General features: G+C 63.2%; 26 protein-coding genes. 16 read left to right on the top strand and 10 right to left on the bottom strand.

Features of this window, described 5'->3' with window-relative positions:
* The first annotated feature begins 94 nt into the window (after positions 1 to 94).
* Positions 95 to 1,276 (top strand): CaiB/BaiF CoA transferase family protein, encoded by a 1,182-nt coding sequence (locus tag ACO77H_RS20515; protein WP_432754505.1) that lies wholly within the window; start codon positions 95 to 97, stop codon positions 1,274 to 1,276.
* 115 nt (positions 1,277 to 1,391) lie between these two features.
* Here the strand turns inward: ACO77H_RS20515 and ACO77H_RS20510 are convergent, their stop codons facing one another.
* Positions 1,392 to 1,886: a SprT family zinc-dependent metalloprotease gene (locus ACO77H_RS20510; RefSeq protein WP_169955190.1), complete on the bottom strand. Its 495-nt coding sequence runs from the start codon at positions 1,884 to 1,886 to the stop codon at positions 1,392 to 1,394.
* Between the two features lie 129 nt (positions 1,887 to 2,015).
* On the bottom strand, positions 2,016 to 2,618 hold the full coding sequence (locus ACO77H_RS20505) for a Yip1 family protein (protein ID WP_057439628.1): 603 nt from the start codon (positions 2,616 to 2,618) through the stop codon (positions 2,016 to 2,018).
* Between the two features lie 1,181 nt (positions 2,619 to 3,799).
* On the opposite strand from ACO77H_RS20505, the gene ttcA reads away from it, so the two are divergent.
* Both ttcA and ACO77H_RS20495 read left to right on the top strand, forming a co-directional pair.
* Positions 3,800 to 4,624, top strand: coding sequence for a tRNA 2-thiocytidine(32) synthetase TtcA (ttcA, locus tag ACO77H_RS20500; RefSeq protein WP_029299748.1), 825 nt, complete (start codon positions 3,800 to 3,802; stop codon positions 4,622 to 4,624).
* 67 nt (positions 4,625 to 4,691) lie between these two features.
* Complete coding sequence (locus ACO77H_RS20495) at positions 4,692 to 5,363, top strand: DNA-3-methyladenine glycosylase I (RefSeq protein ID WP_057960415.1); 672 nt, start codon at positions 4,692 to 4,694, stop codon at positions 5,361 to 5,363.
* A 125-nt stretch (positions 5,364 to 5,488) separates the two neighbouring features.
* Here the strand turns inward: ACO77H_RS20495 and ACO77H_RS20490 are convergent, their stop codons facing one another.
* From ACO77H_RS20490 to arsC, 3 genes are read right to left on the bottom strand one after another with little or no spacing between them, the layout of a single operon-like run.
* On the bottom strand, positions 5,489 to 5,908 hold the full coding sequence (locus tag ACO77H_RS20490) for a DUF2069 domain-containing protein (protein WP_038442506.1): 420 nt from the start codon (positions 5,906 to 5,908) through the stop codon (positions 5,489 to 5,491).
* The gene (gene wrbA / locus ACO77H_RS20485; protein ID WP_169955192.1) at positions 5,892 to 6,506 is read right to left on the bottom strand and encodes an NAD(P)H:quinone oxidoreductase; all 615 of its coding nucleotides are present in this window, start codon (positions 6,504 to 6,506) and stop codon (positions 5,892 to 5,894) included. The genes ACO77H_RS20490 and wrbA overlap by 17 nt, the downstream gene beginning before the upstream one ends.
* Positions 6,503 to 6,856, bottom strand: coding sequence for an arsenate reductase (glutaredoxin) (arsC, locus tag ACO77H_RS20480; protein ID WP_432754504.1), 354 nt, complete (start codon positions 6,854 to 6,856; stop codon positions 6,503 to 6,505). Before arsC ends, wrbA begins: the two co-directional genes overlap by 4 nt.
* A gap of 115 nt (positions 6,857 to 6,971) precedes the next feature.
* On the opposite strand from arsC, the gene ACO77H_RS20475 reads away from it, so the two are divergent.
* Entirely contained in the window at positions 6,972 to 7,433 is a 462-nt protein-coding gene (locus ACO77H_RS20475; RefSeq protein WP_057439622.1) for a TlpA disulfide reductase family protein, read from the top strand.
* Positions 7,434 to 7,473: 40 nt separating this feature from the next.
* Here ACO77H_RS20475 and ACO77H_RS20470 read toward each other — a convergent pair whose 3' ends face one another.
* From ACO77H_RS20470 to ACO77H_RS20450, 5 genes are all read right to left on the bottom strand, one after another.
* Positions 7,474 to 7,878 carry an META domain-containing protein gene (locus ACO77H_RS20470; RefSeq protein WP_169955194.1) on the bottom strand — a complete coding sequence of 135 codons (405 nt, stop codon included), beginning with the start codon at positions 7,876 to 7,878 and terminating at the stop codon, positions 7,474 to 7,476.
* Complete coding sequence (locus ACO77H_RS20465; RefSeq protein WP_169955195.1) at positions 7,875 to 8,315, bottom strand: hypothetical protein; 441 nt, start codon at positions 8,313 to 8,315, stop codon at positions 7,875 to 7,877. Before ACO77H_RS20465 ends, ACO77H_RS20470 begins: the two co-directional genes overlap by 4 nt.
* A gap of 71 nt (positions 8,316 to 8,386) precedes the next feature.
* The gene (locus ACO77H_RS20460) at positions 8,387 to 9,376 is read right to left on the bottom strand and encodes a 2-hydroxyacid dehydrogenase (RefSeq protein WP_432754503.1); all 990 of its coding nucleotides are present in this window, start codon (positions 9,374 to 9,376) and stop codon (positions 8,387 to 8,389) included.
* A gap of 111 nt (positions 9,377 to 9,487) precedes the next feature.
* The gene (locus tag ACO77H_RS20455; RefSeq protein ID WP_169955197.1) at positions 9,488 to 12,241 is read right to left on the bottom strand and encodes a response regulator; all 2,754 of its coding nucleotides are present in this window, start codon (positions 12,239 to 12,241) and stop codon (positions 9,488 to 9,490) included.
* A 178-nt stretch (positions 12,242 to 12,419) separates the two neighbouring features.
* Positions 12,420 to 12,935, bottom strand: a complete 516-nt coding sequence (locus ACO77H_RS20450) for a DUF2062 domain-containing protein (RefSeq protein ID WP_169955198.1) — start codon at positions 12,933 to 12,935, stop codon at positions 12,420 to 12,422.
* 136 nt (positions 12,936 to 13,071) lie between these two features.
* On the opposite strand from ACO77H_RS20450, the gene ACO77H_RS20445 reads away from it, so the two are divergent.
* From ACO77H_RS20445 to ACO77H_RS20390, 12 genes are all read left to right on the top strand, one after another.
* Complete coding sequence (locus ACO77H_RS20445) at positions 13,072 to 15,327, top strand: DNA internalization-related competence protein ComEC/Rec2 (protein ID WP_432754502.1); 2,256 nt, start codon at positions 13,072 to 13,074, stop codon at positions 15,325 to 15,327.
* Positions 15,328 to 15,402: 75 nt separating this feature from the next.
* Entirely contained in the window at positions 15,403 to 16,038 is a 636-nt protein-coding gene (locus ACO77H_RS20440; protein WP_029299724.1) for a MotA/TolQ/ExbB proton channel family protein, read from the top strand.
* A complete protein-coding gene (locus tag ACO77H_RS20435) occupies positions 16,035 to 16,463 on the top strand; it encodes an ExbD/TolR family protein (RefSeq protein WP_029299722.1) in 429 nt (142 codons plus the stop codon). Before ACO77H_RS20440 ends, ACO77H_RS20435 begins: the two co-directional genes overlap by 4 nt.
* Entirely contained in the window at positions 16,463 to 17,473 is a 1,011-nt protein-coding gene (lpxK, locus tag ACO77H_RS20430; RefSeq protein ID WP_172312911.1) for a tetraacyldisaccharide 4'-kinase, read from the top strand. The genes ACO77H_RS20435 and lpxK overlap by 1 nt, the downstream gene beginning before the upstream one ends.
* A gap of 24 nt (positions 17,474 to 17,497) precedes the next feature.
* Positions 17,498 to 17,683 carry a Trm112 family protein gene (locus ACO77H_RS20425; RefSeq protein WP_003174668.1) on the top strand — a complete coding sequence of 62 codons (186 nt, stop codon included), beginning with the start codon at positions 17,498 to 17,500 and terminating at the stop codon, positions 17,681 to 17,683.
* Positions 17,680 to 18,444: a 3-deoxy-manno-octulosonate cytidylyltransferase gene (gene kdsB / locus ACO77H_RS20420; RefSeq protein ID WP_169955201.1), complete on the top strand. Its 765-nt coding sequence runs from the start codon at positions 17,680 to 17,682 to the stop codon at positions 18,442 to 18,444. The genes ACO77H_RS20425 and kdsB overlap by 4 nt, the downstream gene beginning before the upstream one ends.
* The gene (locus ACO77H_RS20415; RefSeq protein WP_154842658.1) at positions 18,444 to 18,908 is read left to right on the top strand and encodes a low molecular weight protein-tyrosine-phosphatase; all 465 of its coding nucleotides are present in this window, start codon (positions 18,444 to 18,446) and stop codon (positions 18,906 to 18,908) included. Before kdsB ends, ACO77H_RS20415 begins: the two co-directional genes overlap by 1 nt.
* Positions 18,905 to 19,924 carry a UDP-N-acetylmuramate dehydrogenase gene (murB, locus tag ACO77H_RS20410; RefSeq protein WP_432754501.1) on the top strand — a complete coding sequence of 340 codons (1,020 nt, stop codon included), beginning with the start codon at positions 18,905 to 18,907 and terminating at the stop codon, positions 19,922 to 19,924. The genes ACO77H_RS20415 and murB overlap by 4 nt, the downstream gene beginning before the upstream one ends.
* Before the next feature lie 244 nt (positions 19,925 to 20,168).
* On the top strand, positions 20,169 to 20,639 hold the full coding sequence (locus tag ACO77H_RS20405) for a (2Fe-2S)-binding protein (protein ID WP_076964157.1): 471 nt from the start codon (positions 20,169 to 20,171) through the stop codon (positions 20,637 to 20,639).
* A complete protein-coding gene (locus ACO77H_RS20400; RefSeq protein WP_432754500.1) occupies positions 20,636 to 22,957 on the top strand; it encodes a molybdopterin cofactor-binding domain-containing protein in 2,322 nt (773 codons plus the stop codon). Before ACO77H_RS20405 ends, ACO77H_RS20400 begins: the two co-directional genes overlap by 4 nt.
* Positions 22,957 to 23,943 carry an XdhC family protein gene (locus ACO77H_RS20395; protein WP_172312905.1) on the top strand — a complete coding sequence of 329 codons (987 nt, stop codon included), beginning with the start codon at positions 22,957 to 22,959 and terminating at the stop codon, positions 23,941 to 23,943. The genes ACO77H_RS20400 and ACO77H_RS20395 overlap by 1 nt, the downstream gene beginning before the upstream one ends.
* Positions 23,940 to 24,518, top strand: a complete 579-nt coding sequence (locus ACO77H_RS20390) for a nucleotidyltransferase family protein (RefSeq protein ID WP_432754499.1) — start codon at positions 23,940 to 23,942, stop codon at positions 24,516 to 24,518. The genes ACO77H_RS20395 and ACO77H_RS20390 overlap by 4 nt, the downstream gene beginning before the upstream one ends.
* Positions 24,519 to 24,544 lie beyond the last annotated feature (26 nt).

Genomic DNA, 24,544 nt, shown 5'->3' with positions numbered 1-24,544 from the left:
GCACAACGGTCACTGTCGATGATGCTTACGGTAATTGCCGCTGTTGCCCAAGGCTGACTACTCTGTGCCCCATCGAACTGGAATCGGAGCTCCCATGTCAGGCCCCTTGGCGTCCCTTAAAGTGCTGGATTTCTCGACCTTGCTGCCGGGGCCTTTTGCCTCGCTGCTGTTGGCGGACATGGGCGCCGAGGTGCTGCGCATCGAATCCCCCACGCGCATGGACCTGCTGCGGGTGTTGCCGCCCCACGACCGTGGCGTGTCGGCCAGTCATGCCTACCTCAACCGCAACAAGCGCAGCCTGGCCCTGGACCTCAAGCAGCCCGAGGCGCTGGAGATCGTGCGGCAATTGGTGGCGGAGTACGACATTGTGCTGGAGCAATTCCGCCCCGGAGTCATGGAGCGCCTGGGCTTGGGGTATGAGGCGTTGAAGGCGCTCAACCCGAAGCTGATCTATGTGTCCATCACCGGCTATGGTCAGACCGGCCCCTACAAGGACCGCGCCGGCCATGACATCAACTACCTGGCCCTGTCTGGCGTCGCCAGCTACACCGGGCGCCAGGACAGCGGCCCAGTGCCCCTGGGCGTGCAATTGGCGGATGTGGGCGGCGGCTCGTTGCATGCCGTGGTCGGCCTGCTGGCGGCAGTGATTGCGCGCCAGCACAGTGGGCTGGGCCAGTACCTGGACGTGAGCATGACCGACTGCGCCTTCAGCCTCAACGCCATGGCCGGCGCGGCCTACCTGGCCTGTGGCGTGGAGCCTGGGCGCGAAGACCAGGTACTCAATGGCGGCAGCTTCTACGATTACTACCGCTCGCGGGACGGGCGCTGGCTGTCGGTGGGCAGCCTGGAGCCGGGGTTTATGCAGCAACTGTGTGGCGCGCTGGGGCGCCCGGAATTGGCGGCCCAGGGCCTGTCACCCAAGCCCGAGCAGCAGAAGGCACTCAAGCAGGCATTGCAGATTGAGTTTGAGCGACACAGTTTTGAGGAACTGTGTGCGTTGTTTGCCGGGGTCGATGCTTGCGTGGAGCCGGTGCTCAGCCTTGGCGAAGCCCTGGAGCATCCGCAGTTGCAGGCTCGGGCGCTGGTGAGCCTGGTGCCCCGTGGGGATGGCTCGTTCCAGGCGCAGATGGCGTGCCCGCTGAAGTTTTCCGAGGGCGTGCCGCAGCCGAGGCATATTGGCGCTGCGGTGGGGGCGCACAGTGATGAGGTGCTGGGGGAGTTGGGTTTGAGCACTCAGCGGATAGCCGAGCTGCGGGGTGCCAGGGTGGTGGGGTAGTGGCTGTTCGGGCCCCATCGGGGGCAAGCCCGCTCCCACATTCTGAATGTATTCACAAATCAAAATGTGGGAGCGGGCTTGCCCGCGAAGGGGCCCAAACAGGCCCCCAAAAACCTCACTCCACCCGCGTCTCCCCAGTAAACACCAACGTCTCCCGACAGCGCCGGCACAAATACCGCCGGCCCTGGTTCACCAGCCCATGGCGCTGGGCCGAGAACGGGAAGTCACTGTCGGCACACGGGCACCGGTAGATATAGCGGGTCACCCGCCGGCGCTGAATCTCATAGGTATGGCAGCGATCAGGCGGCAGTTCGTAGACCCCGCGCATGATCAGTTGCCATTCCTCGCCATGGGGCTGGATGCGCTCGCCAAACAACTGGTGGGCGATCAAGTGCGCCACTTCGTGGGCCACCGTCTGTTTGAGGAAGTGTTGGCTGTTTTCTCGGTACAACTGGGGGTTGAAGCGCAGCAGGTTCTCGTGCAAATGCGCGACACCGGCTTTCTGCCCACGCAGCTTGAGGCTGACCTGGGGGCGTTTGAAACTTCGTTTGAAAAAGGATTCGGCTTGTAGGAAACAATCTTCGACGCGGGTATTGAGTTGCTCGGGCATGCTGTACATATCTCCAGAGACGCCCAGTATGCCGCATCCACGGGTGTTTCCGAATCTGTCAGGCGCCGAATGGTCATGCATAACGCACAAAGCCACCTTGCGGTGGCTGTTCCTGCGCTGGTAAGACGGCTAGTTGGTGTAGATCGGCCCCACGCCCAGGCCCCAGACAATCACGGTAAACGCCATGATCGCCACCAGTACCACCAGGCCTACGGCCAGTACCGAGCTGGAAAACAGGAAGCCTTCGTCCGGGTCGATGCTCATGAAGGTCGGCAATCCCACGTACAGCAGGTACACCGTGTAGCAGATGGCGGCCGTGCCCACGACCATGCCCAGCCACATATGCGGATACAGCGCCGCCAGCCCGCCGATAAACAGTGGCGTCGCGGTATAGGTGGCGAACGCGACGCAGCGCGCCATGCTCGGATTGGCGTCGTAGGTGCGCGCCATCCAGTGAATGAAGGCGCCCATCACCGCAACGCCGCCGAGCATCGCCAGGTACGACATGATAGTCATCCACAATGCACTTTCCTGGGTCAGCATGACCGGGGAGCGATTGCCGATGACCCAGCCGACCTGGGTGGTGCCGATAAAGGCTGATACGGCGGGGATCGCCGCAAGAATCAGCGTGTGAGTGAGGTACATGTGGCCGATGCTTTCTTCTTTATCGCCACGAATTTCCCGCCATTCCTGGTCGGGATGGGTGAAAAGCCCCACGACGTGATGGATCATGCCAGTCACTCCTGTCGTTATTACCATCGCCCCCCAAGCGGAGCGCCCGCCGGCCAAGTGGCCTGAAAGGTCTGGATACATGTGCGACCTTATGTCGCAGTATAGGAAGTGATGACCGGAAAAAGTGTGGGGCTTTAGAGCAAATTGCGCTGTAAACACTGGGCTTAATCGCGCCTGGGTCTGTGACGTGGAATACAGCCTCCTGTGGGAGCTGGCTTGCCTGTGATGGCGGTGGGCCAGTTGCCAGAGACAGTGGCTGGACTGCCGCTATCGCGGGCAAGCCCGCTCCCACAGGGGATCTCACTGGGGCAGAGAATTTTGGCCCCACCACAGATCAAGTGTAGGAGCTGGCTTGCCTGCGATGGCGGTGGGTCAGTTACCAGAAACAGTGGCTGGACTGCCGCTATCGCGGGCAAGCCCGCTCCCACAGGGGATCTCACTGGGGCAGAGAATTTTGGCCCCACCACAGATCAAGTGTAGGAGCTGGCTTGCCTGCGATGGCGGTGGGTCAGTTACCAGAAACAGTGACTGGACTGCCGCTATCGCGGGCAAGCCCGCTCCCACAGGGGATCTCACTGGGGCAGAGGATTTTGGCCCCACCACAGATCAAGTGTAGGAGCTGGCTTGCCTGCGATGGCGGTGGGTCAGTTGCCAGAAACAGTGGCTGGACTGCCGCTATCGCGGGCAAGCCCGCTCCCACAGGGGATCTCACTGGGGCAGAGAATTTTGGCTCCACCACAGATCAAGTGTAGGAGCTGGCTTGCCTGCGATGGCGGCGGGTCAGTTACCAGAAACAGTGGCTAGACTGCCGCTATCGCGGGCAAGCCCGCTCCCACAGGGGATCTCACTGGGGCAGAGAATTTTGGCCCCACCACAGATCAAGTGTAGGAGCTGGCTTGCCTGCGATGGCGGTGGGTGAGTTGCCAGAAACAGTGGCTGGACTGCCGCTATCGCGGGCAAGCCCGCTCCCACAGGGGATCTCACTGGGGCAGAGAATTTTGGCCCCACCACAGATCAAGTGTAGGAGCTGGCTTGCCTGCGATGGCGGTGGGTCAGTTACCAGCAACAGTGGCTAGACTGCCGCTATCGGGAGCAAGCCCGTCCCACATTGGAACTCGGTGCTCCATACCGCTAAAATGCCCGGCTTTTCGTCACACACCTTTTTCGCGGATCCAAGCGCCATGGGCACCCTTACCGTCAATCAGAACAAACTGCAAAAACGCCTGCGGCGCCTGGCCGGTGAGGCTGTCGCTGACTTCAACATGATCGAGGAGGGCGACAAGGTCATGGTCTGCCTGTCCGGCGGCAAGGACAGCTACACCATGCTGGACGTGCTGATGCACCTGCAGAAGGTCGCGCCGATCAAGTTCGACATCGTTGCCGTCAACATGGACCAGAAGCAGCCCGGGTTCCCCGAGGACGTGCTGCCGGCCTACCTCAAGACCCTGGGCATCGAGTACCACATCGTCGAGAAAGACACCTATTCGGTGGTCAAGGAACTGATCCCGGAAGGCAAGACCACCTGCTCGCTGTGCTCGCGCCTGCGCCGTGGCACCCTGTACACCTTTGCCGATGAAATTGGCGCAACCAAGATGGCCCTGGGTCATCACCGCGACGACATCGTCGAGACGTTCTTTCTCAACATGTTCTTCAACGGCTCCCTCAAGGCCATGCCGCCCAAGCTGCGCGCCGACGACGGCCGCAACGTGGTGATCCGCCCGCTGGCGTATTGCAACGAGAAGGACATCCAGGCCTACTCCGACTTCAAGCAATTCCCGATCATCCCCTGCAACCTCTGTGGCTCCCAGGAGAACCTGCAGCGCCAGGTGGTCAAGGACATGCTCCAGGAGTGGGAGCGCAAGACGCCGGGGCGCACCGAAAGCATCTTCCGCAGCTTGCAGAACGTGATCCCGTCGCAACTGGCCGACCGCAACCTGTTCGACTTCACCAGCCTGCGCATCGACGAGACCGCCGCTTCGCGCTTCGTCAACATTGTGAACCTCTGAGTCTTTTCCAGGCTCTGACAGACGGCGCTCATAGGCGCCGTTTTCATTTCAACCCGTAGGAGAGGGCATGCGCGATTACAAATGGCTGCACGAATACTGTCTGAACCGCTTTGGTTCGGCGGCCGAGCTCGAAGCCCACCTGCCTGTGCCCAAGACGCCGGCGCAATTGCGCCAGATCAGCGATGACCGCTACCTGTCGACCCTGTCGCTGCGGGTGTTTCGCGCCGGGCTCAAGCACAGTGTAGTGGACGCCAAGTGGCCGGCGTTCGAGCAAGTGTTCTTCGGCTTTGATCCCGAGAAAGTCGTGTTGATGGGCGCCGAGCACCTTGAGCGGCTGATGCAGGACACGCGGATCATCCGCCACCTGGGCAAGCTCAAGAGCGTGCCGCGCAATGCGCAGATGATCCTCGATGTCGAGCAGGAGAAGGGCAGCTTCGCGGCGTTGATCGCCGACTGGCCGGTGACCGATATCGTCGGCTTGTGGAAATACCTGAGCAAGCACGGCCACCAGTTGGGCGGGCTGTCGGCGCCGCGCTTTTTGCGCATGGTGGGCAAGGACACGTTTGTGCCGAGCTACGACGTAGTCGCGGCGCTGAATGCGCAGGAGATTGTCGACAAGGCCCCCACCAGCCTGCGGGACCTGGCGACGGTGCAGGCGGCGTTCAACCAATGGCACGCCGAGAGCGGGCGGCCGATGTGCCAGTTGTCGATGATGCTGGCGTTTACCGTCAACCATTGAGACCGCGGTGCTGCCATCGCAGGCAAGTCGGATCGTCGCACCACCGTAGCTCCCACATTTGGAATGCATTCCCCTGTGGGAGCTGGCTTGCCTGCGATGGGGGCCTGACTGGCCCCACATACCCCTCAGGCTGGCTGACCTTCCCCCGCCAACCGCCGATTCAACTGGAACCGCCAGCGCACATACAGCAGCGCCGTGCAGAACACCGCCAGGCTCGCCAGCATCTCCAGCACGCCAAACCACTGGCGGTTCGGGTCATAGGCCGCCAGGGCGCCCTTGATGAAATACAGATTCACCACAAAGCACATCCACGAATGCCCACGCGCACTGCCCATGAGCATGCCCGGCGCGAGGATCAGCAACGGCACCAGTTCGATCAGCAAGATCACCCAGGGCCGCGCGCCATGCAGGTCGGCGACCAGCAGGTAGTACACGCAGAGCAACCCCACCAGGCCCAGGAACGCCAGCAGGCTCAAGGCCCGTGCCACTTTGACCCGGGGTTCCAGCCAGGCCTGGGCCGGCAGGACTTTAGGCTTCTTGGCCACGGCCACTCTCCAGTTTCGCCGCAGTTTTCGCCAGGCGTAGGCCCAGGGCGCGGCACAGGGCGATTTCATGGGGGTCCAGGGCGCGTTTGCCGTCAGCGCCGGAATGGTGGCTGGCGCCGTAGGGCGTGCCGCCGCCCTGGGTGTCGAGCAAGGCCTGTTCGCTGTAGGGCAGGCCGGTGATCAGCATGCCGTGGTGCAGCAACGGCAGCAGCATGGACATCAAGGTGGTTTCCTGGCCGCCATGCAGGCTGGCGGTCGAGGTGAAGACCCCGGCCGGCTTGCCGACGAGGGCGCCGGTCAGCCACAGGTTGCTGGTGCCGTCGAGAAAGTACTTCAGCGGCGCGGCCATGTTGCCAAAACGCGTCGGGCTGCCTAGGGCCAGGCCCGCGCAGTTCTTCAGGTCGTCGAGGCTGGCGTAGAGTGCGCCTTCGGCGGGGATGCTCGGGGCGACGGCCTCGCATTCGCTGGAAATCGCCGGCACAGTGCGCAGGCGTGCTTCCAGGCCGCCTTGCTCGATGCCCCGGGCAATTTGCCGGGCCATTTCGCTGACCGAGCCGTTGCGGCTGTAATACAACACCAGGATGTAGGGCGCGCTCACGGCAGAAGCTCCAGGACGTTTTCCGGCGGACGGCCAATCACGGCCTTGTCGGCGGTGGCCAGGATCGGCCGCTCCATCAACTTGGGATGGGCGGCGATGGCGGCAATCAACTGCGCCTCGCTGAGGCTGGCGTCGGCCAGGTTGAGGGTCTTGTATTCGTCTTCGCCGGTGCGCAGCAATTGCCGGGCGCCGATCCCCAGCTTGCCGAGCAGGGCTTCAAGCTGCGCGGCGTCCAGCGGGGTTTCCAGGTAACGCACCACGTTGGGCGTGAGGCCACGGGCTTGCAGCAGTTCGAGCGCACCGCGGGATTTCGAGCAGCGCGGGTTGTGATAAAGCGTCAGATCGGTCATGTGCGGGTCGCATCTTGCGTAAGGTGGCGGGTATTCTACCCGCGCTGCGGCGTGTCCTTAAACCGTAAGAGGCGATCGGCCGCAGCCCACGTTCATTTTTGCTAAGGATTACCCCATGACACGGCGACTGATAGGCGCACTGGCAGTTATCACCACACTCCTGCTCAGCGGCTGCGGCAATGATTATGGCGTTGACCAATACGGCCAGAAAGTCGCGTCCGAGCGCGTCGACAAACAATGGTTGGTGATCAATTACTGGGCCGAATGGTGTGGCCCGTGCCGCATCGAGATCCCCGAACTCAACGCCCTGGCCGAGCAACTCAAGGGCCAGCCGGTCAGTGTGTTCGGCGTCAACTTCGACAATGTGCAGGGTGAAGAGCTCAAGAGCGCCAGCGAGAAGCTGGGCATCAAGTTCACCGTACTGGCGCAGAACCCCGAGGCGATTTTTGATATCCCGCGCAGCGAAGCGTTGCCGGTGACCTACATCATCGATGACAAGGGCAAGGTGCGGGCACAGATGTTGGGCGAGCAGACGGCGGCGGGGGTATTGGCCAAACTCAAGGAGCTGCGCGGCTAAACCCCTTGTAGGAGCCGGCAAGCCGGCTCCTGCTGGGTGGTCAGCCTTCTTCCAGCCACAAGCGCAGTGGCTTGCCTTCGGCAGGCCAGAAACGGGTCTGCTCGATGGGCGAGATGTCCCAGCGTTGCACGGTTTGCAGGGCCTTGAAGAAGCGCTGCTCCTGCTCCATCAGGGCTTCGGCACACAGCTTGCGGGTGCTGCCGATCTTGCCAAAGCTGAGTTTGTCACCATCCAGGCTGTAGGGTGCGAACCAGTGGTTGCAGCCGCCATTGCCATAGGCCCGGCCATCGGCTCCGAGGGTCACGGTCAGGTGGGCGTAGTCCATCAGGGGCCGTTCGCCGATCCATTCGACGATATAGCTGTGATCCTGCTTGAGCTTGACCTCATCGCTGGCACAGCCGGCAAGGCCTGCGCCCAGCGCTGCGACCATCAGCAGGCTCTTCATGGCGCGGCCTGCTGGCATTTCGGGCAACGGTGCTTGTCGCCGACGGTGGCCCAGCCCAACTCGGCAATGCGCGCAGTGGCGGCCGGTTGCAGCGGTTCCTTGGTAAGTTTGGTTTCTACCGAGAACTCAAACTCCAGCACGGCGTCGCAGCTGTCGCAATTGACCTTCCAGGTGTGAATTTCCAGTTCGCCGAACTTCGGCCCCTGCGCCATGGCCACCCATTGTCCGGCCGGGCGGATGGAGTAGCGCGCATCGCCTTCGACGGTCAGGCGCATCGACAGGGTCTTGCTGCCGCGCAAGGTGACGATCAGCACATCGCCATGCTTGATCGAGCCACCATTGCCGGTGACTTGGTAACGACCCGGCACCAGGGCGCGGCATTCGATCAGGGTGTGTTGTGGGCTCAGCAAACTGAAGCGGAAATCGTGTTCGGCCATGGATCCTCCAAATAGGCGCGGCATCCTATCACGCTCGTCTGTTTACCATGCGCGCGGTATGTGACCGTTGATCATCCGTGCACCAGGTTTTGTGGCTGGCCGTTGGCCCAGGCCTGGATATTGGCCAGGGTGGTCCCGGCAATCGCCGCCAGCGCCTCGCGCGTGAGGAATGCCTGGTGCGCGGTGATGATCACGTTGGGGAAAGTCAGCAGGCGCGCCAGTACATCGTCCTGCAAGGGCAGGTCCGAGCGGTCCTCAAAAAACAGCTGGGCTTCTTCTTCGTACACATCCAGGCCCAGGTAGCCCAATTGCCCGTCCTTGAGCGCCTCGATCAGCGCCGGGGTATCCACCAGGCCACCACGCCCGGTATTGATCAACATCGCCCCCGGCTGCATATGGGCCAGGGATTGGGCATTGATCAGGTGCTTGCTGTCGGCGGTCAGCGGGCAGTGCAGGCTGATGATCTGCGCCTCGGCCAGCAGTTGGGGCAGGCTGACATAGCACGCGCCAAGGGCTTCGACCTGCGGATTGGGATAGGGGTCGTACGCCAGCAAGGTGCAGCCAAAGCCAGCCATGATCTTGGCAAAGGTCGCACCGATCTGCCCGGTGCCCACCACGCCCACGGTCTTGCCCACCAGGTCGAAGCCGGTCAGGCCGTGCAGGCTGAAGTCGCCGTCGCGGGTGCGGTTGTAGGCGCGGTGCAGGCGGCGGTTGAGGGCCAGCACCAGGGCCACGGCATGTTCGGCCACCGCGTGGGGCGAGTAAGCCGGTACGCGCACGATGGTCAGGCCCAGGCGCTTGGCGGCGGCCAGGTCCACATGGTTGTAGCCGGCCGAGCGCAGGGCGATCAGTTGCGTACCGCCGGCGGCCAGGTGTTCGAGCACCGGGGCGCTGAGGTCGTCGTTGATAAACGCACAGACCACTTCGTGCTTGTCGGCCAGGGCCACGGTGTCGAGGTTCAGGCGCGCCGGTTGGAATTGCAGCTCCATGCCTGCGGGCAAGGATTGGGCGAGAAAGCTGTCGCGGTCGTAGGTCTGGCTGCTGAAGAGGATGATGCGCATCAAAAGGCTCCCTGCAAAATAGCGTGTGGTGACACAAATCCTGTAGACACCGGCGTACCGGCGCCTACAGGAGATGTTGCCCGTGATTGGCGTTGGGCGTGTTGCTCTGCATCAGGCGTTGACGCGGGCCTCGCTGGCCAGGCGGGCAATGGCCAGGTCCAGCTCATCGAGGGCGGCCATGGCTTTGGCGTCATCCTGCTTGAGCAGGGTTTCGGCGCGTTGGCAGGCTGCACGCAATTGCGGCACGCCGCAGTAGCGGGTGGCGCCGTGCAGGCGGTGGACCCGTTCGATCAGTGCGTTATTGTCGTTGGCTTCGCGGGCAACGCAGACCGCCTCACGGTCGGCCTCCAGGGACGCCAGCAGCATGGCCAGCATATCGGCGGCCAAGTCAGCCTTGCCGGCCGCCAGGCGCAGGCCTTCCTCATGGTCCAGCACCGGCAGTTGCGCGGCGGGGCCGTGGCCTTCGACGGCGCGCTCCGGGCCTTGGTTGCGCAGGGCCAGGCCGGTCCATTTGAGCACCACCTGGGCCAGTTGCCGTTCGCTGATGGGTTTGGTCAGGTAGTCATCCATGCCGCTTTGCAGCAGGGCGCGCTTTTCATTGGCCATGGCATGGGCTGTCAGCGCGACGATAGGCAGCGGCGTGCCGTGGCGCTCGCTTTCCCACTGGCGAATCGCCTCGGTACTCTGGCGGCCGTCCATACCGGGCATCTGCACGTCCATCAGCACCAGGTCGAAGGCTTCTTTTTTCACCGCCTCGATGGCGGTATAGCCGCTTTCTACGGCCTGCACCTTGGCGCCCATGTCTTCGAGCAGGGTTTGTACCAGCAACAGGTTGGCCGGGTTGTCGTCGACACACAGTACCCGTGGCGCGCGGCTGGACAGCGGCTCGCCCGGTTCGCTGCGCAACGGCCGCGGGCTGATCAGGTCGGACAGCGCCCGGCGCAATTTGCGGGTGCAGGCCGGCTTGGCCTGCAACTGACTATTGGGGTTGGGCACCGACAGGTTGAAGAGCATCTGCTCGGTGGTCGGGCACAACACCAGCACTTTGCAGCCCAGGTGTTCGAGGTCCCACAGGTGTTGGTTGAGGCGCTCCGGCGGAATGTCGTTGGCGGTGATGCCCAGTACGGCCAGGTCGATCGCCTGTTCGGTCTGGTGTGCGCTGGTAATGCCGTTGGTCAGGTTCTCCAGGCTGTTGAACGGCGTGACCTCCAGGCCGCAGTCTTCCAGCTGGTGTTGCAGGGCCTGGCGCGCCAGTTCGTGATTCTCCAGCACCGCCACGCGCCGGCCCAGCAGCGGCGGGGCGGGCAGGTCTTCGATATCGTCGCGGGTCTTGGGCAGGTTGAGGCTGATCCAGAACTCCGAACCCTGGCCCGGCGTGCTGTCGACGCCAATTTCACCGCCCATCTGCTCGATCAGGCGCTTGGAGATCACCAGGCCCAACCCAGTGCCACCGGGCTGGCGCGACAGCGAGTTATCGGCCTGGCTGAAGGCCTGGAACAGGGCGCGCACATCCTGGTTCGACAGGCCGATGCCGGTGTCCTGCACGCTGATGCGCAGTTGCACGCTGTCTTCCTGTTCGTCTTCGAGCATGGCGCGGGCGACGATGGTGCCTTCGCGGGTGAACTTGATGGCGTTGCTGACCAGGTTGGTGAGGATCTGCTTGAGACGCAGCGGGTCGCCCACCAGCGATAGCGGCGTATCGCGGTAGACCAGGCTCACCAGCTCCAGCTGTTTGGCGTGGGCGGCCGGGGCGAGGATGGTCAGGGTGTCTTGCAGCAGGTCGCGCAGGTTGAACGGGATATTGTCGAGCACCAGCTTGCCGGCTTCGATTTTCGAGAAGTCGAGAATTTCGTTGATGATGCCCAGCAGGTTGTCGGCGGACTTTTCGATGGTGCCCAGGTAATCCAGCTGGCGGGGCGACAGCTCGCTTTTCTGCAACAGGTGGGTGAAACCGAGGATGCCATTGAGCGGCGTGCGTATTTCATGGCTCATGTTGGCCAGGAACTCCGACTTGATGCGGCTGGCCTCCAGGGCTTCCTTGCGGGCCAGGTCCAGCTCGATGTTCTGGATCTCGATGGTTTCCAGGTTCTGGCGCACGTCTTCGGTGGCCTGGTCGATGCTGTGTTGCAGTTCTTCCTGGGCGTTTTGCAGGGTTTCGGCCATGCGGTTGATGCCGGACGCCAACTGATCCAGCTCCTGGCTGCCCAGGGGCGGCAAGCGGGTTTCCAGGTTGCCATCCTTGAGCTGCGCCACCGCTTGTTTGATCTGGCCGATGGGCGAGTTGATCGTGCGGCTGATGCGCAAGGCCAGGGCGGCGGTGCAGATCAGGCCGATGGCGATCAACATCAGGCTGGCGAACAGGCTGCGATAGCCGCGCAACAGCATGCCGTTATGGGACAGTTCCAGCTCGACCCAGCCCAGCAGGCGATCGGCTTCGTCGGGGATCAGCTCGCCAGCGAGGTTGCGATGACGGCCGAACACGGGCAGCAGGTAGCGGGTGGCGTCATTACCGGTGCGTTGCAACAGGTGCGAGCTGTTGCCGATGGGCGGTTGGTTGAGCATGGTCGGGCCGGCATGGGCCAGGGGCGTGCGGTCGGGCGCCAGGAAGGACACGGCCCGTACATCGACTTGTTCCAGGGACTGGGTGGCGATGCGTTCCAGCAGATCGGTGTTCTTGTTGCCCAATGCCGGTGCCACCAGCGGCGCCAGCTGTTCGGCGATCATCTCGCCGCGATTGAGCAATTGGGTTTGCAGGTCCGAGAGCTGCATCCAGGTGAAATAACCGCCCAAAAGCAATGCCATCAGGCTGGTAGGCAACAAGGTCAGCAACAGTACGCGGCCTTTTATCCCCATTCTTCTTAGCACGCCACTCTCCTGCTACCACACTGATGTCGAGATTCTACGCAGGCATCCGGCCTGCGCCACCTGCGCAGTGTAGCCATATGAGGGGCTTGGAATCTTGCAAAAGATGCTTGAGGGGGCAAGGCGCTGGCTTGTCGGGTTGCTGCATCGCGGCGCTGGCGCCAGCAAGGCCCCTTGGCTACTACCGATTACGCTGCTGGCGCTTTTTCCACTGATGACCCACCCACCACCGCCAGTACACCATGGTCAGGCAGTACGCCAGCGCGCCCAATACCAGGCCCATCACCACCGAGCCCAGCAGGAACGGCTGCCACATGGTCGACAGTTGCCCGCTGATCCATTCCCACGTCAGTTCATCGGGCAGGGTGCGCGGCGGGATGTTCATCAGCCAGGTGCCGGTCATATAGGTGCAGAAAAACACCACGGGCATGGTAATCGGGTTGGTCAGCCACACCAGGCTCACGGCGATGGGCATATTGCCGCGCACGGAGATGGCGAGGACGGCGGCCAACAGCATCTGCAAGGGAATGGGAATGAATGCGGCAAACAGGCCGACAGCCATGGCCCGGGCAACCGAGTGCCGATTGAGGTGCCAGAGGTTGGGGTCATGGAGCAGCGTGCCGAGAAAGCGTAAGGACTTGTGTTCCCGAATGCTGGTCGGATCGGGCATGTACCGTTTGAATAAGCGCCGTGGCATAAGGGGTCCAGGTCAGTTCGAGGGGCAAGTATGCCCGTATTCTACGAACGGGAAATTCAGACTTTGTGACAAAAAATCATAGTTCGCCTTGAACCACTCGGCTAACACTCGATGGGTCACTTTAAAGGAATGATCCATGCGCACAGGGATGTTTGCGCTGGCGTTGGGGCTGCTGGCGTTGCGCCTGCTGCCTGCCTTGCCGCCGGTCGGTTGGTTGCTGGTCATGTTGGTGGTGGCGTTGATGCTGCTGCCATTTCGTACTTATCCGCTGGCGCTTTTCCTGTTGGGCCTGGCGTGGGCTTGTTTCAGCGCGCAACGAGCACTGGACGAGCGGCTCGTGCCCGCGCTGGACGGCCAGACCCGTTGGCTCGAGGGGCGTGTCAGTGGGCTACCGCAGCAGGCCAATGGGCTGGTGCGCTTCGAGCTAAGCGACAGCCGGTCACGCCAGGACCGGCTGCCCCAGCGCATCCGGCTGAGTTGGCAGGGCGGCCCGCCAGTGCGCAGCGGGGAGCGCTGGCGTTTGGCTGTCACTCTCAAGCGCCCGTCCGGCCTGCTGAATTTCCATGGTTTCGACCAGGAGGCCTGGCTATTGGCCCAGCGTGTGGGGGCGACCGGGTCGGTCAAGGATGGCCAGCGCCTGGCGCCTGCCCGACATGCCTGGCGCGATGGGATCCGCCAGCAGTTATTGGCGGAGGATGCCCAGGGACGCGCAGCCGGGCTGGCCGCCTTGGTACTGGGCGACGGCTCCGGTTTGGCCTCCGAGGATTGGCGCATCTTGCAGGACACCGGCACCGTGCATCTGTTGGTCATCTCTGGCCAGCATATCGGCCTGTTGTCGGGGCTGATCTATGCGCTGGTGGCCGGCCTGGCCCGTTACGGTTGCTGGCCCAGGCGCTTGCCCTGGCTGCCCTGGGCCTGTGGCCTGGCATTCGCCGCGGCGCTGGCCTATGGCGTGCTCGCCGGTTTTGCCGTGCCGGTGCAGCGGGCCTGTGTGATGGTGGGGCTGGTGTTGCTGTGGCGCCTGCGGTTTCGCCATCTGGGGATCTGGTGGCCCCTGCTGCTGGCACTCAATGCAGTATTGATCCTTGAACCCCTGGCCAGCCTGCAACCGGGTTTCTGGTTGTCATTTGCCGCCGTGGCCGTGTTGCTGCTGGCCTTCAGCGGCCGTCTGGGGCCCTGGCGGGCGTGGCAGGCCTGGAGCCGTGCCCAGTGGCTGATCGCTATCGGGCTGTTTCCGCTGCTATTGATACTCGGCTTGCCGATCAGCTTGAGTGCGCCGCTGGCCAATCTGTTTGCCGTGCCGTGGATCAGCCTGCTGGTGCTGCCGTTGGCGCTGGCGGGCACGTTGTTGCTGGCAGTGCCGTGGCTGGGCAGTGGCCTGCTGTGGTTGGCGGGTGGCGCGCTGGATTGGCTGTTCAGCGCCCTGACCTTGCTGGCCGGGCACATACCGGCGTGGCTGCCGGCCGAGGTGCCCGTGGGCTACTGGTTGCTCAGTGTGCTGGGCGCCGTGCTGTTATTGATGCCCAAGGGCATTCCCTTTCGCCTGCTGGGGTGGCCTTTGTTGCTGCTGGCGGTGTTCCCGCCCCGTGAGTCGATCCCGTTGGGCCAGGTGGCGGTGGAGCAACTGGATGTCGGCCAGGGCTTGTCGATCGTGTTGCGCACCCGCAACCACGTGCTGTTGTATGACGCCGGGCCACGGGTGGGGGACTTCGATCTCGGTGAGCGCGTGGTTCTGCCGGCTCTGCGCAAGCTGGGGGTTGGCCAGTTGGACTTGATGCTGCTCAGCCATGCCGACGCCGATCATGCCGGAGGCGCTGCGGCGATCGCGCGCGGGTTGCCGGTCAAGCGCGTGGTGGGCGGGGAAACCCAGGGCCTGCCGGCATTTCTCGATACCCAGGCCTGTGTCAGCGGTGAGCAATGGGAGTGGGACGGCGTGGCGTTTGAGCTGTGGCAATGGGCGGATGCCAGCAACGGCAACGCGAAGTCGTGCGTGCTGCAGGTCCAGGCCAATGGCGAACGGTTGCTGCTGACCGGCGATATCGACCGCGAGGCCGAGCGCGCCTTGTTGGCCACACCCCTGGCGGTCGCCACGGATTGGTTGCAAGTGCCCCATCATGGCAGCCGCAGTTCTTCGTCATGGCCGTTTGTCCAGCAATTGGCCCCCAAGGCGGTGCTGATCTCTCGGGGGCGCGGCAATAGCTTTGGCCATCCGCACCCGCAAGTGCTGGCACGCTACCAGCATTTTCACAGCACCATTTATGACAGCGCCGAGCAGGGCGCCGTGCGCCTGCGCCTGGGGGCTTTCGAGGCGCCGATCATGGCACGCAGCCAGCGTCGTTTCTGGCGTGCGCCCGTCACTGACAGTTACCAAAGGCCGGTACCTGCGACATGATGGCTGTCGGCAGGCAGGTCCTTCCTCGCCAGCCTGTATGCTAAAGTGGCGCACTTTTTCGAGGGGACATTCACTGTGTGGGAATTGGTCAAATCCGGCGGCTGGATGATGTTGCCGATCATTCTGAGCTCCATCGCCGCACTCGGCATTGTTGCCGAACGCCTGTGGACCCTGCGCGCCAGCCGTGTAACCCCTGATCATCTGCTGGGGCAGGTCTGGCGCTGGATCAAGGACAAGCAACTGGACAAGGAAAAGCTCAAGGAACTGCGGGCCAATTCCCCCCTGGGCGAGATCCTCGCCGCTGGCCTGGCCAACTCCAAGCACGGTCGCGAGATCATGAAGGAGTGCATTGAAGAAGCCGCCGCCCGGGTGATCCACGAGCTGGAGCGCTATATCAATGCCCTGGGCACCATCGCCGCAATGGCGCCGTTGCTCGGCCTGCTCGGCACGGTGCTGGGCATGATCGATATCTTCAGCGCCTTTACCGGTTCGGGCATGACCACCAACGCCTCGGTATTGGCCGGGGGCATTTCCAAGGCCTTGATCACCACGGCGGCGGGCCTGATGGTGGGTATTCCGGCGGTGTTTTTCCACCGTTTCCTGCAACGGCGCATTGATGAACTGGTGGTGGGCATGGAGCAGGAAGCGATCAAGCTGGTGGAAGTGGTCCAGGGCGACCGCGATGTCGACCTGGTCGAGGGCAAAGCGTGAAATTTCGCCGCAAGCCCCGGGAAACCGTCGATATCAACCTGGCCTCGTTGATCGATGTGGTGTTTATCCTGCTGCTGTTTTTTGTCGTCACCACCACCTTTACCCGGGAAACCCAACTGCGGGTCGAGCTACCGGAAGCCGTCAGCGGCTCGCCGGCCGAAGACCAGCAGCTCAAGCAACTGGAGATCACCATCAGCGCCGAAGGGGTGTTTTCGGTGAACAACCAGTTGCTTGAGAAAAACGACGTGGCCAGCGTGATGGATGCGCTGCAGAAGGAGTCCGGCGGTGATACACAAATGCCGCTGTCCATCAGCGCCGATGGCAAGACCCCACACCAGGCCGTGATCACCGCGATGGATGCTGCCGGCAAGCTCGGTTTCAGCCATTTGCGCATGACCACCGTCGAGGCGGCGGGGCAGCCCTGATGGCCTTGTCCGATCGTTTGCTCCAGGCCTGGTATGACGGCCACCCGGCGCTCAAGCTCCTGCAACCTCTGGAGGCACTCTATCGCCGGGTGGTCAGGCGCAAGCGCGAGCGGTTCCTGGCGGGCGAGGGCACGATCTATCAAGCGCCGGTGCCCATCGTGGTAGTCGGCAATATCACCGTGGGTGGCACGGGCAAGACGCCGTTGATCCTGTGGTTGATCGAGCATTGCCAGCGCAGTGGCCTGCGGGTCGGCGTGGTCAGCCGTGGCTACGGGGCCAAGCCTGCGCAGTTGCCATGGCGGGTGCAGGCTAGCGACAGCGCTCAAGTGGCCGGCGACGAGCCGTTGTTGATCGTGCAGCGCAGCGGCGTCCCGCTGATGATCGACCCCGATCGCAGCCGTGCGGTGCAAGCCCTGTTGGCCAGCGAGACCCTGGACCTGATCCTCTCCGACGATGGCCTGCAGCATTACCGCCTGGCCCGTGACCTGGAACTGGTGCTGATCGACAACGCCCGTGGCCTGGGCAATCGCCGCTGCCTGCCTGCCGGGCCGTTGCGCGAGCCGGTCGAGCGCCTGCACAGCGTCGATGCCCTGCTCTATAACGGCGCCGGGGCTGATCGTGAGGACGGCTTTGCTTTCCGTCTGCTGCCGACCACGCTGGTCAACCTGCTGACCGGCGAGCGCCGGCCGCTGGACCATTTTCCCGTGGGGCAGCAGGTGCATGCGGTCGCCGGTATCGGCAACCCGCAACGTTTCTTCAATACCCTTGAAACGCTACACTGGCGGCCGATACCCCATGCGTTTGCCGACCATGCGCCCTACAGCGCCGAGGTCCTGAATTTTACGCCGTCACTGCCGCTGGTCATGACTGAAAAGGACGCGGTGAAGTGCCGCGCCTTTGCCCAGGCACACTGGTGGTACCTTGCAGTTGATGCGGCACCGTCACCGGCGTTTATCGCCTGGTTTGACACGCAACTGATGCGTCTGCTGCCCGCTCGACTTTTGCCTTAAAACGCTTTTATCCAGGAAACCCCCATGGACACCAAACTGCTCGATATCCTCGCTTGCCCGATCTGCAAAGGCCCGCTCAAGCTCAGCGCCGACAAGACCGAGCTGATCAGCAAAGGCGCTGGCCTGGCATACCCGATCCGCGATGGCATCCCGGTGATGCTGGAAAGCGAAGCCCGCACCTTGACCACCGACGAGCGCCTGGATAAATGACCACTGCCTTCACTGTTGTCATCCCCGCGCGCTATGCCTCTACCCGCCTGCCCGGCAAGCCGCTGCAGATGATCGGCGCCAAGCCGATGATCCAGCTGGTCTGGGAGCAGGCCTGCAAAAGCAGCGCCCAGCGCGTGGTGGTGGCCACTGACGACCTGCGGATCATCGAGGCCTGCAAGGGGTTTGGCGCCGAAGCAGTGCTGACCCGTGAAGACCACAACTCCGGCACCGACCGCCTGGCCGAAGTCGCCACGCACCTGGGCCTGGCGCCGGACGCCATCGTGGTCAACGTGCAGGGTGACGAACCGCTGATCCCGCCGTGTGTCATCGACCAGGTCGCCGCCAACCTGGCCGCCCATGCCGAAGCGCGCATGGCGACCCTGGCCGAACCTATCGAAGACATCCAGACCCTGCTCAACCCGAACGTGGTCAAGGTGGTCAGCGACATCAATGGACTGGCCCTGACCTTCAGCCGTTCGACCCTGCCCTGGGCGCGCGATGAGTTCGCCAAGCAGCGTGACGTATTACCGGCTGGCGTACCTTATCGTCGCCATATCGGCATTTACGCCTACCGCGCGGGCTTCCTGCATGACTTCGTCAGCTGGGGCCCGTGCTGGCTGGAAAACACCGAGGCACTGGAACAACTGCGAGCCCTGTGGCACGGCGTGCGCATTCATGTCGATGATGCGCTGCAAGCGCCGCCAGCCGGCGTCGATACGCAGGAAGACCTTGAGCGCGTGCGTCGGTTGCTGGGGGCGTGATGGAAGTCCTGTTTGTCTGCCTGGGCAATATCTGCCGCTCGCCCACCGCCGAAGGCGTGCTGCGCCACAAACTGCGGGCCGCCGGGCTGGCGGACCGGGTCGAGGTGGCCTCTGCCGGTACCGGTGAATGGCATATCGGCAAGGCGCCGGACAAGCGCAGCCAGCAAGCAGCGCTGCGCCGTGGCTACGACTTGTCGGCCCAGCGTGCGCAGCAAGTGTCGCGTGCCGACTTTGCGCGCTACGACCTGATCCTGGCCATGGACCAGAGTAACCTGCGCAATCTCAAGGCTATGCAGCCGGCCCAAGGCAAGGCGGAGCTGGATCTGTTCCTGCGCCGCTACGACTCGGCGGTGGATGAAGTGCCGGATCCGTATTACGACGGCGAACAGGGTTTCGAGCAGGTCCTGGACCTGATCGAGGCCGCGTGCGACTTGCTGGTGATCGAGTTGAAGGGGCGGTTATGAGTCTGGATGTGCAGCCCCAGGTTTCCCTGAAGGCCTTCAACAGTTTTGGCATCGATGTGCGTGCGCAGTTGTTCGCCGAGGCCCATAGCGACGCCGATGTGCGCGAGGCCCTGGCCTATGCGGCCGCGCAACAGTTGCCATTGCTGGTGATCGGTGGCGGCAGCAACCTGCTGCTGACCCAGGATATCCCGGCGCTGGTATTGCGCATGGCGACCCAGGGTATCCGCGTCCTGCACGAGGACACCCAGCAGGTTGTGGTGGAAGCCGAGGCGGGTGAGGCCTGGCATCCTTTTGTGCTGTGGACCCTTGAGCAAGGGTTGTCTGGCCTGGAAAACCTCAGCCTGATCCCCGGCACTGTCGGCGCCGCGCCGATGCAGAACATCGGCGCCTACGGTGTCGAGATCAAGGATGTGTTCGCCGGCCTGACCGCCCTCGACCGCCAGACCGGCGAGTTGCGCGATTTCAGCCTGGCAGAATGCAACTTCGCCTACCGCGACAGCCTGTTCAAGCACGAAGTGGGGCGCTGGTTGATCCTGCGGGTGCGCTTTGCCTTGAGCCGCGTCGCGCACCTGAAGCTCGGCTATGGCCCGGTGCAGCAGCGCCTGGCCGAGCAGGGCATTACCCAGGCGACCCCCAGCGATGTCAGTCGGGCCATTTGCAGCATTCGCAGTGAAAAACTGCCCGACCCTGCGGTCCTGGGCAACGCTGGCAGTTTCTTCAAGAACCCCTTGGTGCCCCAGGTGCTGGCGGCGCAATTAAAGCTGCAATATCCCGATCTGGTGGCTTATCCCCAGGCTGATGGCCAAGTGAAACTGGCGGCTGGCTGGTTGATTGAAAAGGCCGGCTGGAAAGGCTTTCGCGACGGTGATGCCGGCGTGCATCGCTTGCAGGCGCTGGTGCTGGTCAATTATGGCGCGGCCACCGGGCTGGATATTGCCAGCTTGGCCCAGCGCATCCAGAGCGATATCGCCGAGCGCTTCAAGGTCGAGTTGGAAATGGAGCCCAATCGTTATTGAGCTACGCTTCTAGCCTGTTGAACCAAGCCCTGCATTGCAGGGCTTTTTTGTTAATGCTGGGTTAACTTAGCAGGCTAACGATGCCTGTTTATTGTTCGATAGACGCTGTTTATCAAAGGCCCGGTGAAGACCTGTCTTCACAAGAGAGCCCGATTAGCCTGAGCCATCTGCGTGAACCGACTCCGCTCCTTTGAAAGCGGCAGATAGCTCGACCCCATAATCCAATCACTATGCGGGCGTGCCCATGATTACTCTCAAACTCAACGGTCAAGATCATCCACTGGATGTCACCGAGGACATGCCCCTGCTGTGGGCGATCCGCGACGTGGCGGGTTACAACGGCACCAAGTTCGGTTGCGGCATGGGTCTGTGCGGTGCCTGCACCATTCATATCGACGGCTCGCCGGCGCGCAGTTGCATCACGCCCATCGGCTCGGTCAAAGGGCAGAACGTCAGCACTATCGACAACCTGCATAACGACCCGATTGGCCAGGTGGTGCAGCAGGCGTGGCTGGACACCGCAGTGGCGCAATGCGGTTACTGCCAGGGCGGGCAGATCATGTCGGCCACGGCCTTGCTCAAAACCAACCCCAACCCCAGCGATGCGCAGATTGAAGAGGCGATGGTCGGCAATATCTGCCGTTGCGGCACCTATAACCGCATCAAGACGGCGATCCGCCAGGCCGCGACCCACTTGCAGGAGGCCAAGGCATGAGCCAGTTGCCGAGCAATTTCGCCCTGAACAACCTCAGTCGCCGTGGGTTCCTCAAGGGGGTCGGCGCGACCGGGGCGCTGGTGGTGGCTGCCAGTTGGGGCTTGCCCCAGGCCTTTGCCGCCGAGGCCAAGCAATACGGCGGGGCCGCGATGCCCCATGGAGTGGTCGATGATCCCAAGGTCTATGTCAGCATCGCCACCGACGGCACCGTCACCGTGATTTGCAACCGCTCGGAAATGGGCCAGGGCGTGCGCACCAGCCTGACCATGGTGGTGGCCGATGAACTGGAGGCCGATTGGGCGCTGGTGAAGGTTGCGCAGGCACCGGGCGATGAAGCGCGTTTTGGCAACCAGGATACCGACGGTTCGCGCAGCATGCGCCATTGGTTCGAGCCGATGCGCCGGTGCGGCGCCGCCGTGCGAACCATGCTGGAACAGGCCGCTGCCGAGCAGTGGCAAGTCCCGCTGGGCGAATGCCGGGCGCAGTTGCATAAAGTGATTCACCAGCCCAGCGGCCGCGAACTGGGCTATGGCGCCCTGGCCGCAGCCGCCGGTGCGCTGGCGGTGCCGGCGCGCGACAGCCTGCGGCTCAAGCAACCCTCGGAATTTCGCTATATCGGCAAGGAAGCCACCAAGGCCATCGACGGTGCCGATATCGTCAACGGCCGGGCGGTGTACGGCGCCGATGTGCATTTTGACGGCATGCTGTTCGCGACCATTGCGCGGCCCAAGGTGTATGGCGGCAAGGTCAAGTCGTTCGATGCCAGCGCGGCGCTGAAAGTCCCCGGGGTGATCAAGGTCCTGCAAATCGAAAGCCGGCCCTTGCCCTCGGAGTTCCAGCCATTGGGCGGCGTGGCGGTGGTGGCCAGCAACACCTGGGCGGCGATCAAGGGGCGCGAAGCGTTGCAGATTGTCTGGGAGGACGGCACCAATGCCGGCTACAACTCCATCGATTATCGCAAGACCCTGGAAGCGGCGGCCCTCAAGCCCGGCAAAGTGGTGCGCAATACCGGCAGCATCGACCAGGCCCTGAGTGATGCCGACAGCACCCTCGAAGCCGCGTATTACTTGCCACACCTGGCGCAGTCGCCGATGGAACCGATGGTTGCCGTGGCCCGCTATCAAGACGGGCAATGCGAGGCCTGGGCCCCGAGCCAGGCGCCACAGGTCACCCGCGAACGGGTGGCCGAGCGCCTTGGCCTGCCGTTCGATAACGTCACGATCCACGTCACCCTGTTGGGCGGCGGTTTCGGGCGCAAGTCGAAACCGGACTTCATCATCGAAGCTGCGGTGCTGGCCAAGGAGTTTCCCGGCAAGGCTGTGCGCGTGCAGTGGACCCGTGAAGACGATGTCCATAACTCCTATTTCCATACCGTCTCCGCCGAGTACCTCAAGGCCGGCCTGAACAAGGACGGCATGCCTGCCGCCTGGCTGCACCGCACCGTGGCACCCAGCATCACCGCGTTGTTTGCGCCGGGCATGAACCACGAGGCCGCGTTCGAGCTGGGCATGGGTTTTACCAATATGGCCTATGCCATTCCCAATGTGCGCCTGGAAAACCCCGAGGCTGCTGCCCACACCCGCGTGGGCTGGTACCGTTCGGTGTCGAACATCCCCCACGGGTTTGCCATTCAGAGTTTTGTCGATGAACTGGCGCACAAGGCCGGCCAGGATCCGCTGAAGTATCAGCTCAAGCTGCTGGGCCCGGATCGTCAGATCGATCCGCGAACCTTGAGCGAAGAATGGAACTACGGCGAGTCCCCCGAGCGTTATCCGATTGATACCGCGCGCATGCGTGGCGTGCTGGAAACCGCGGCCAAGGCTGCCGGTTGGGGCCGTGCGCTGCCCAAGGGGCGTGGCCTGGGGCTGGCGGTGCACTACAGCTTCGTGACCTATGTGGCGGCGGTGATCGAGGTTGAGGTCAAAGATGATGGCACACTGATTGTGCACAAGGCCGACATCGCCGTGGATTGCGGCCCGCAGATCAACCCGGAGCGCATCCGCTCGCAGTTCGAGGGCGCGTGCGTCATGGGCTTGGGCAATGCGGTCCTGGGGGAAATCAGCTTTAAGGATGGCAAGGTCCAGCAGGACAACTTCCATATGTATGAAGTGGCGCGCATGTCCCTGGCGCCCCGGGAAATCGCCATACATTTGGTCACCCCAACAGGTGAGGTGCCCTTGGGCGGTGTCGGTGAACCGGGTGTGCCGCCGATTGCGCCGGCGCTGTGCAATGCGATATTTGCCGCCACCGGCAAGCGTATCCGCAACTTGCCTGTGCGTTATCAGCTACAGGGCTGGCAGCAGGAGGCGAAGGCCTGATGGACAGCGTGGATCTGAATGTCCTGCGCAGCGTGCTCGAATGGCGCCGCGCCGGGCAGCGGGTGGTGCTGTACAGCGTGGTCCAGACCTGGGGCAGCGCGCCACGGCCGCCGGGGGCGATGCTGGCCCTGCGCGGCGACGGGGTGGTGATCGGCTCGGTGTCCGGTGGCTGCATCGAGGATGACCTGATCGCCCGGCTGCATGATGGCCGCTTGCCTGATGACGGGCCGCCGGTGCAACTGGTGACCTATGGCGTCACCCGCGATGAAGCGGCGCGCTTTGGCCTGCCATGCGGCGGCACCTTGCGCCTGACGGAGGAGCGGGTGGGTGATCCTGCGTGGGTCGCCGAGTTGCTGGCGCGTTGTGAGGCTCATGAAATAGTGGCCCGGGAGTTGGACTTGGCGACGGGCACCGTGCGTTTGAGCGCGGCGAGCAAGTACGACATTGTCAGTTTTGACGGTGGACGCTTGCGGGCTATCTATGGCCCGCGCTGGCGCCTGTTGTTGATCGGTGCAGGCCAGTTGTCGCGCTATGTGGCGGAAATCGCGCGGCTGTTGGATTTTGAAGTACTGATCTGCGACCCACGCACGGAGTTCGTGCATGGCTGGGAAGAACAACACGGGCGCTTTGTGCCGGGAATGCCCGATGAGGCGGTGCTCAATATCCAGACGGACGAGCGCACGGCCATTGTGGCCCTGACCCACGATCCGCGCCTGGATGATATGGCGCTGTTGACCGCGCTCAATTCCCGGGCGTTCTACATCGGTGCCCTGGGGTCACGGGCCAATAGCCGTAAGCGTCGCGAGAACCTGGCCGTGCTGGGGCTGGGAGCCGAGGCGATTGCGCGGCTGCATGGTCCGATCGGTCTTGATATTGGCAGTCATACGCCGGCAGAGATTGCCTTGTCGTTGATGGCGCACATCGTCGCGATCAAGAACGGCGTAGAGCTGTTGCAAGCGAAACCCGTGCGGGAGGCGGTCAGTTGACGAGCGCCATCACCGCCATTGTCCTGGCGGCGGGGCAGGGCAGTCGGTTCCGCGCGTTAAGCGGTCAGGACAAACTGCTGGCGCCTTGTGTGGGGCGTGATGGGGTGACGCGGCCGGTCTTGGAGCAGGTGCTGGTCAATTTGCCCGCCAGTGTCACCCGGCGTTGGGTGGTCACATCGCCGGAGCGCAGCGAGGTTGTACGCCTGGCGCGCCATTATGGGTGCGAAGTGCTGCTCCTGGATTCGGCGGGCATGGGCGACAGTATTGCGGCAGCGGTGGCCGCCAGTGGCCCCGCGACGGGTTGGCTGGTGGTGTTGGGGGATATGCCGTTTATCCAGGCGGCGAGTATTGAGCGGGTGATAGAGCGGGTGGAGGGGGTCAGTGTGCCGGTGCATGCTGGCCGGCAAGGCCATCCTGTTGCGTTTGGCCAGGCACTGGGGCCGGTGTTGATGGGGTTGACCGGGGATTGTGGGGCCAAGGCGCTGTTTGCCCAGGCTGAGGTGCGGGAAGTGCGGGTGGATGATCCTGGGGTGTTATGGGATGTGGATGTGCCGCAATCACTGGAATTCAGGTAGGGGCTGGAAGAGCTGCTCGGGGTGTC

The sequence above is a fragment of the Pseudomonas sp. WMBT8 genome (assembly GCF_050916005.1).
GTDB lineage: Bacteria > Pseudomonadota > Gammaproteobacteria > Pseudomonadales > Pseudomonadaceae > Aquipseudomonas.
Note: the sequence above shows the minus strand (reverse complement) of the source record. Positions and strands in the feature narration are given on the sequence as shown.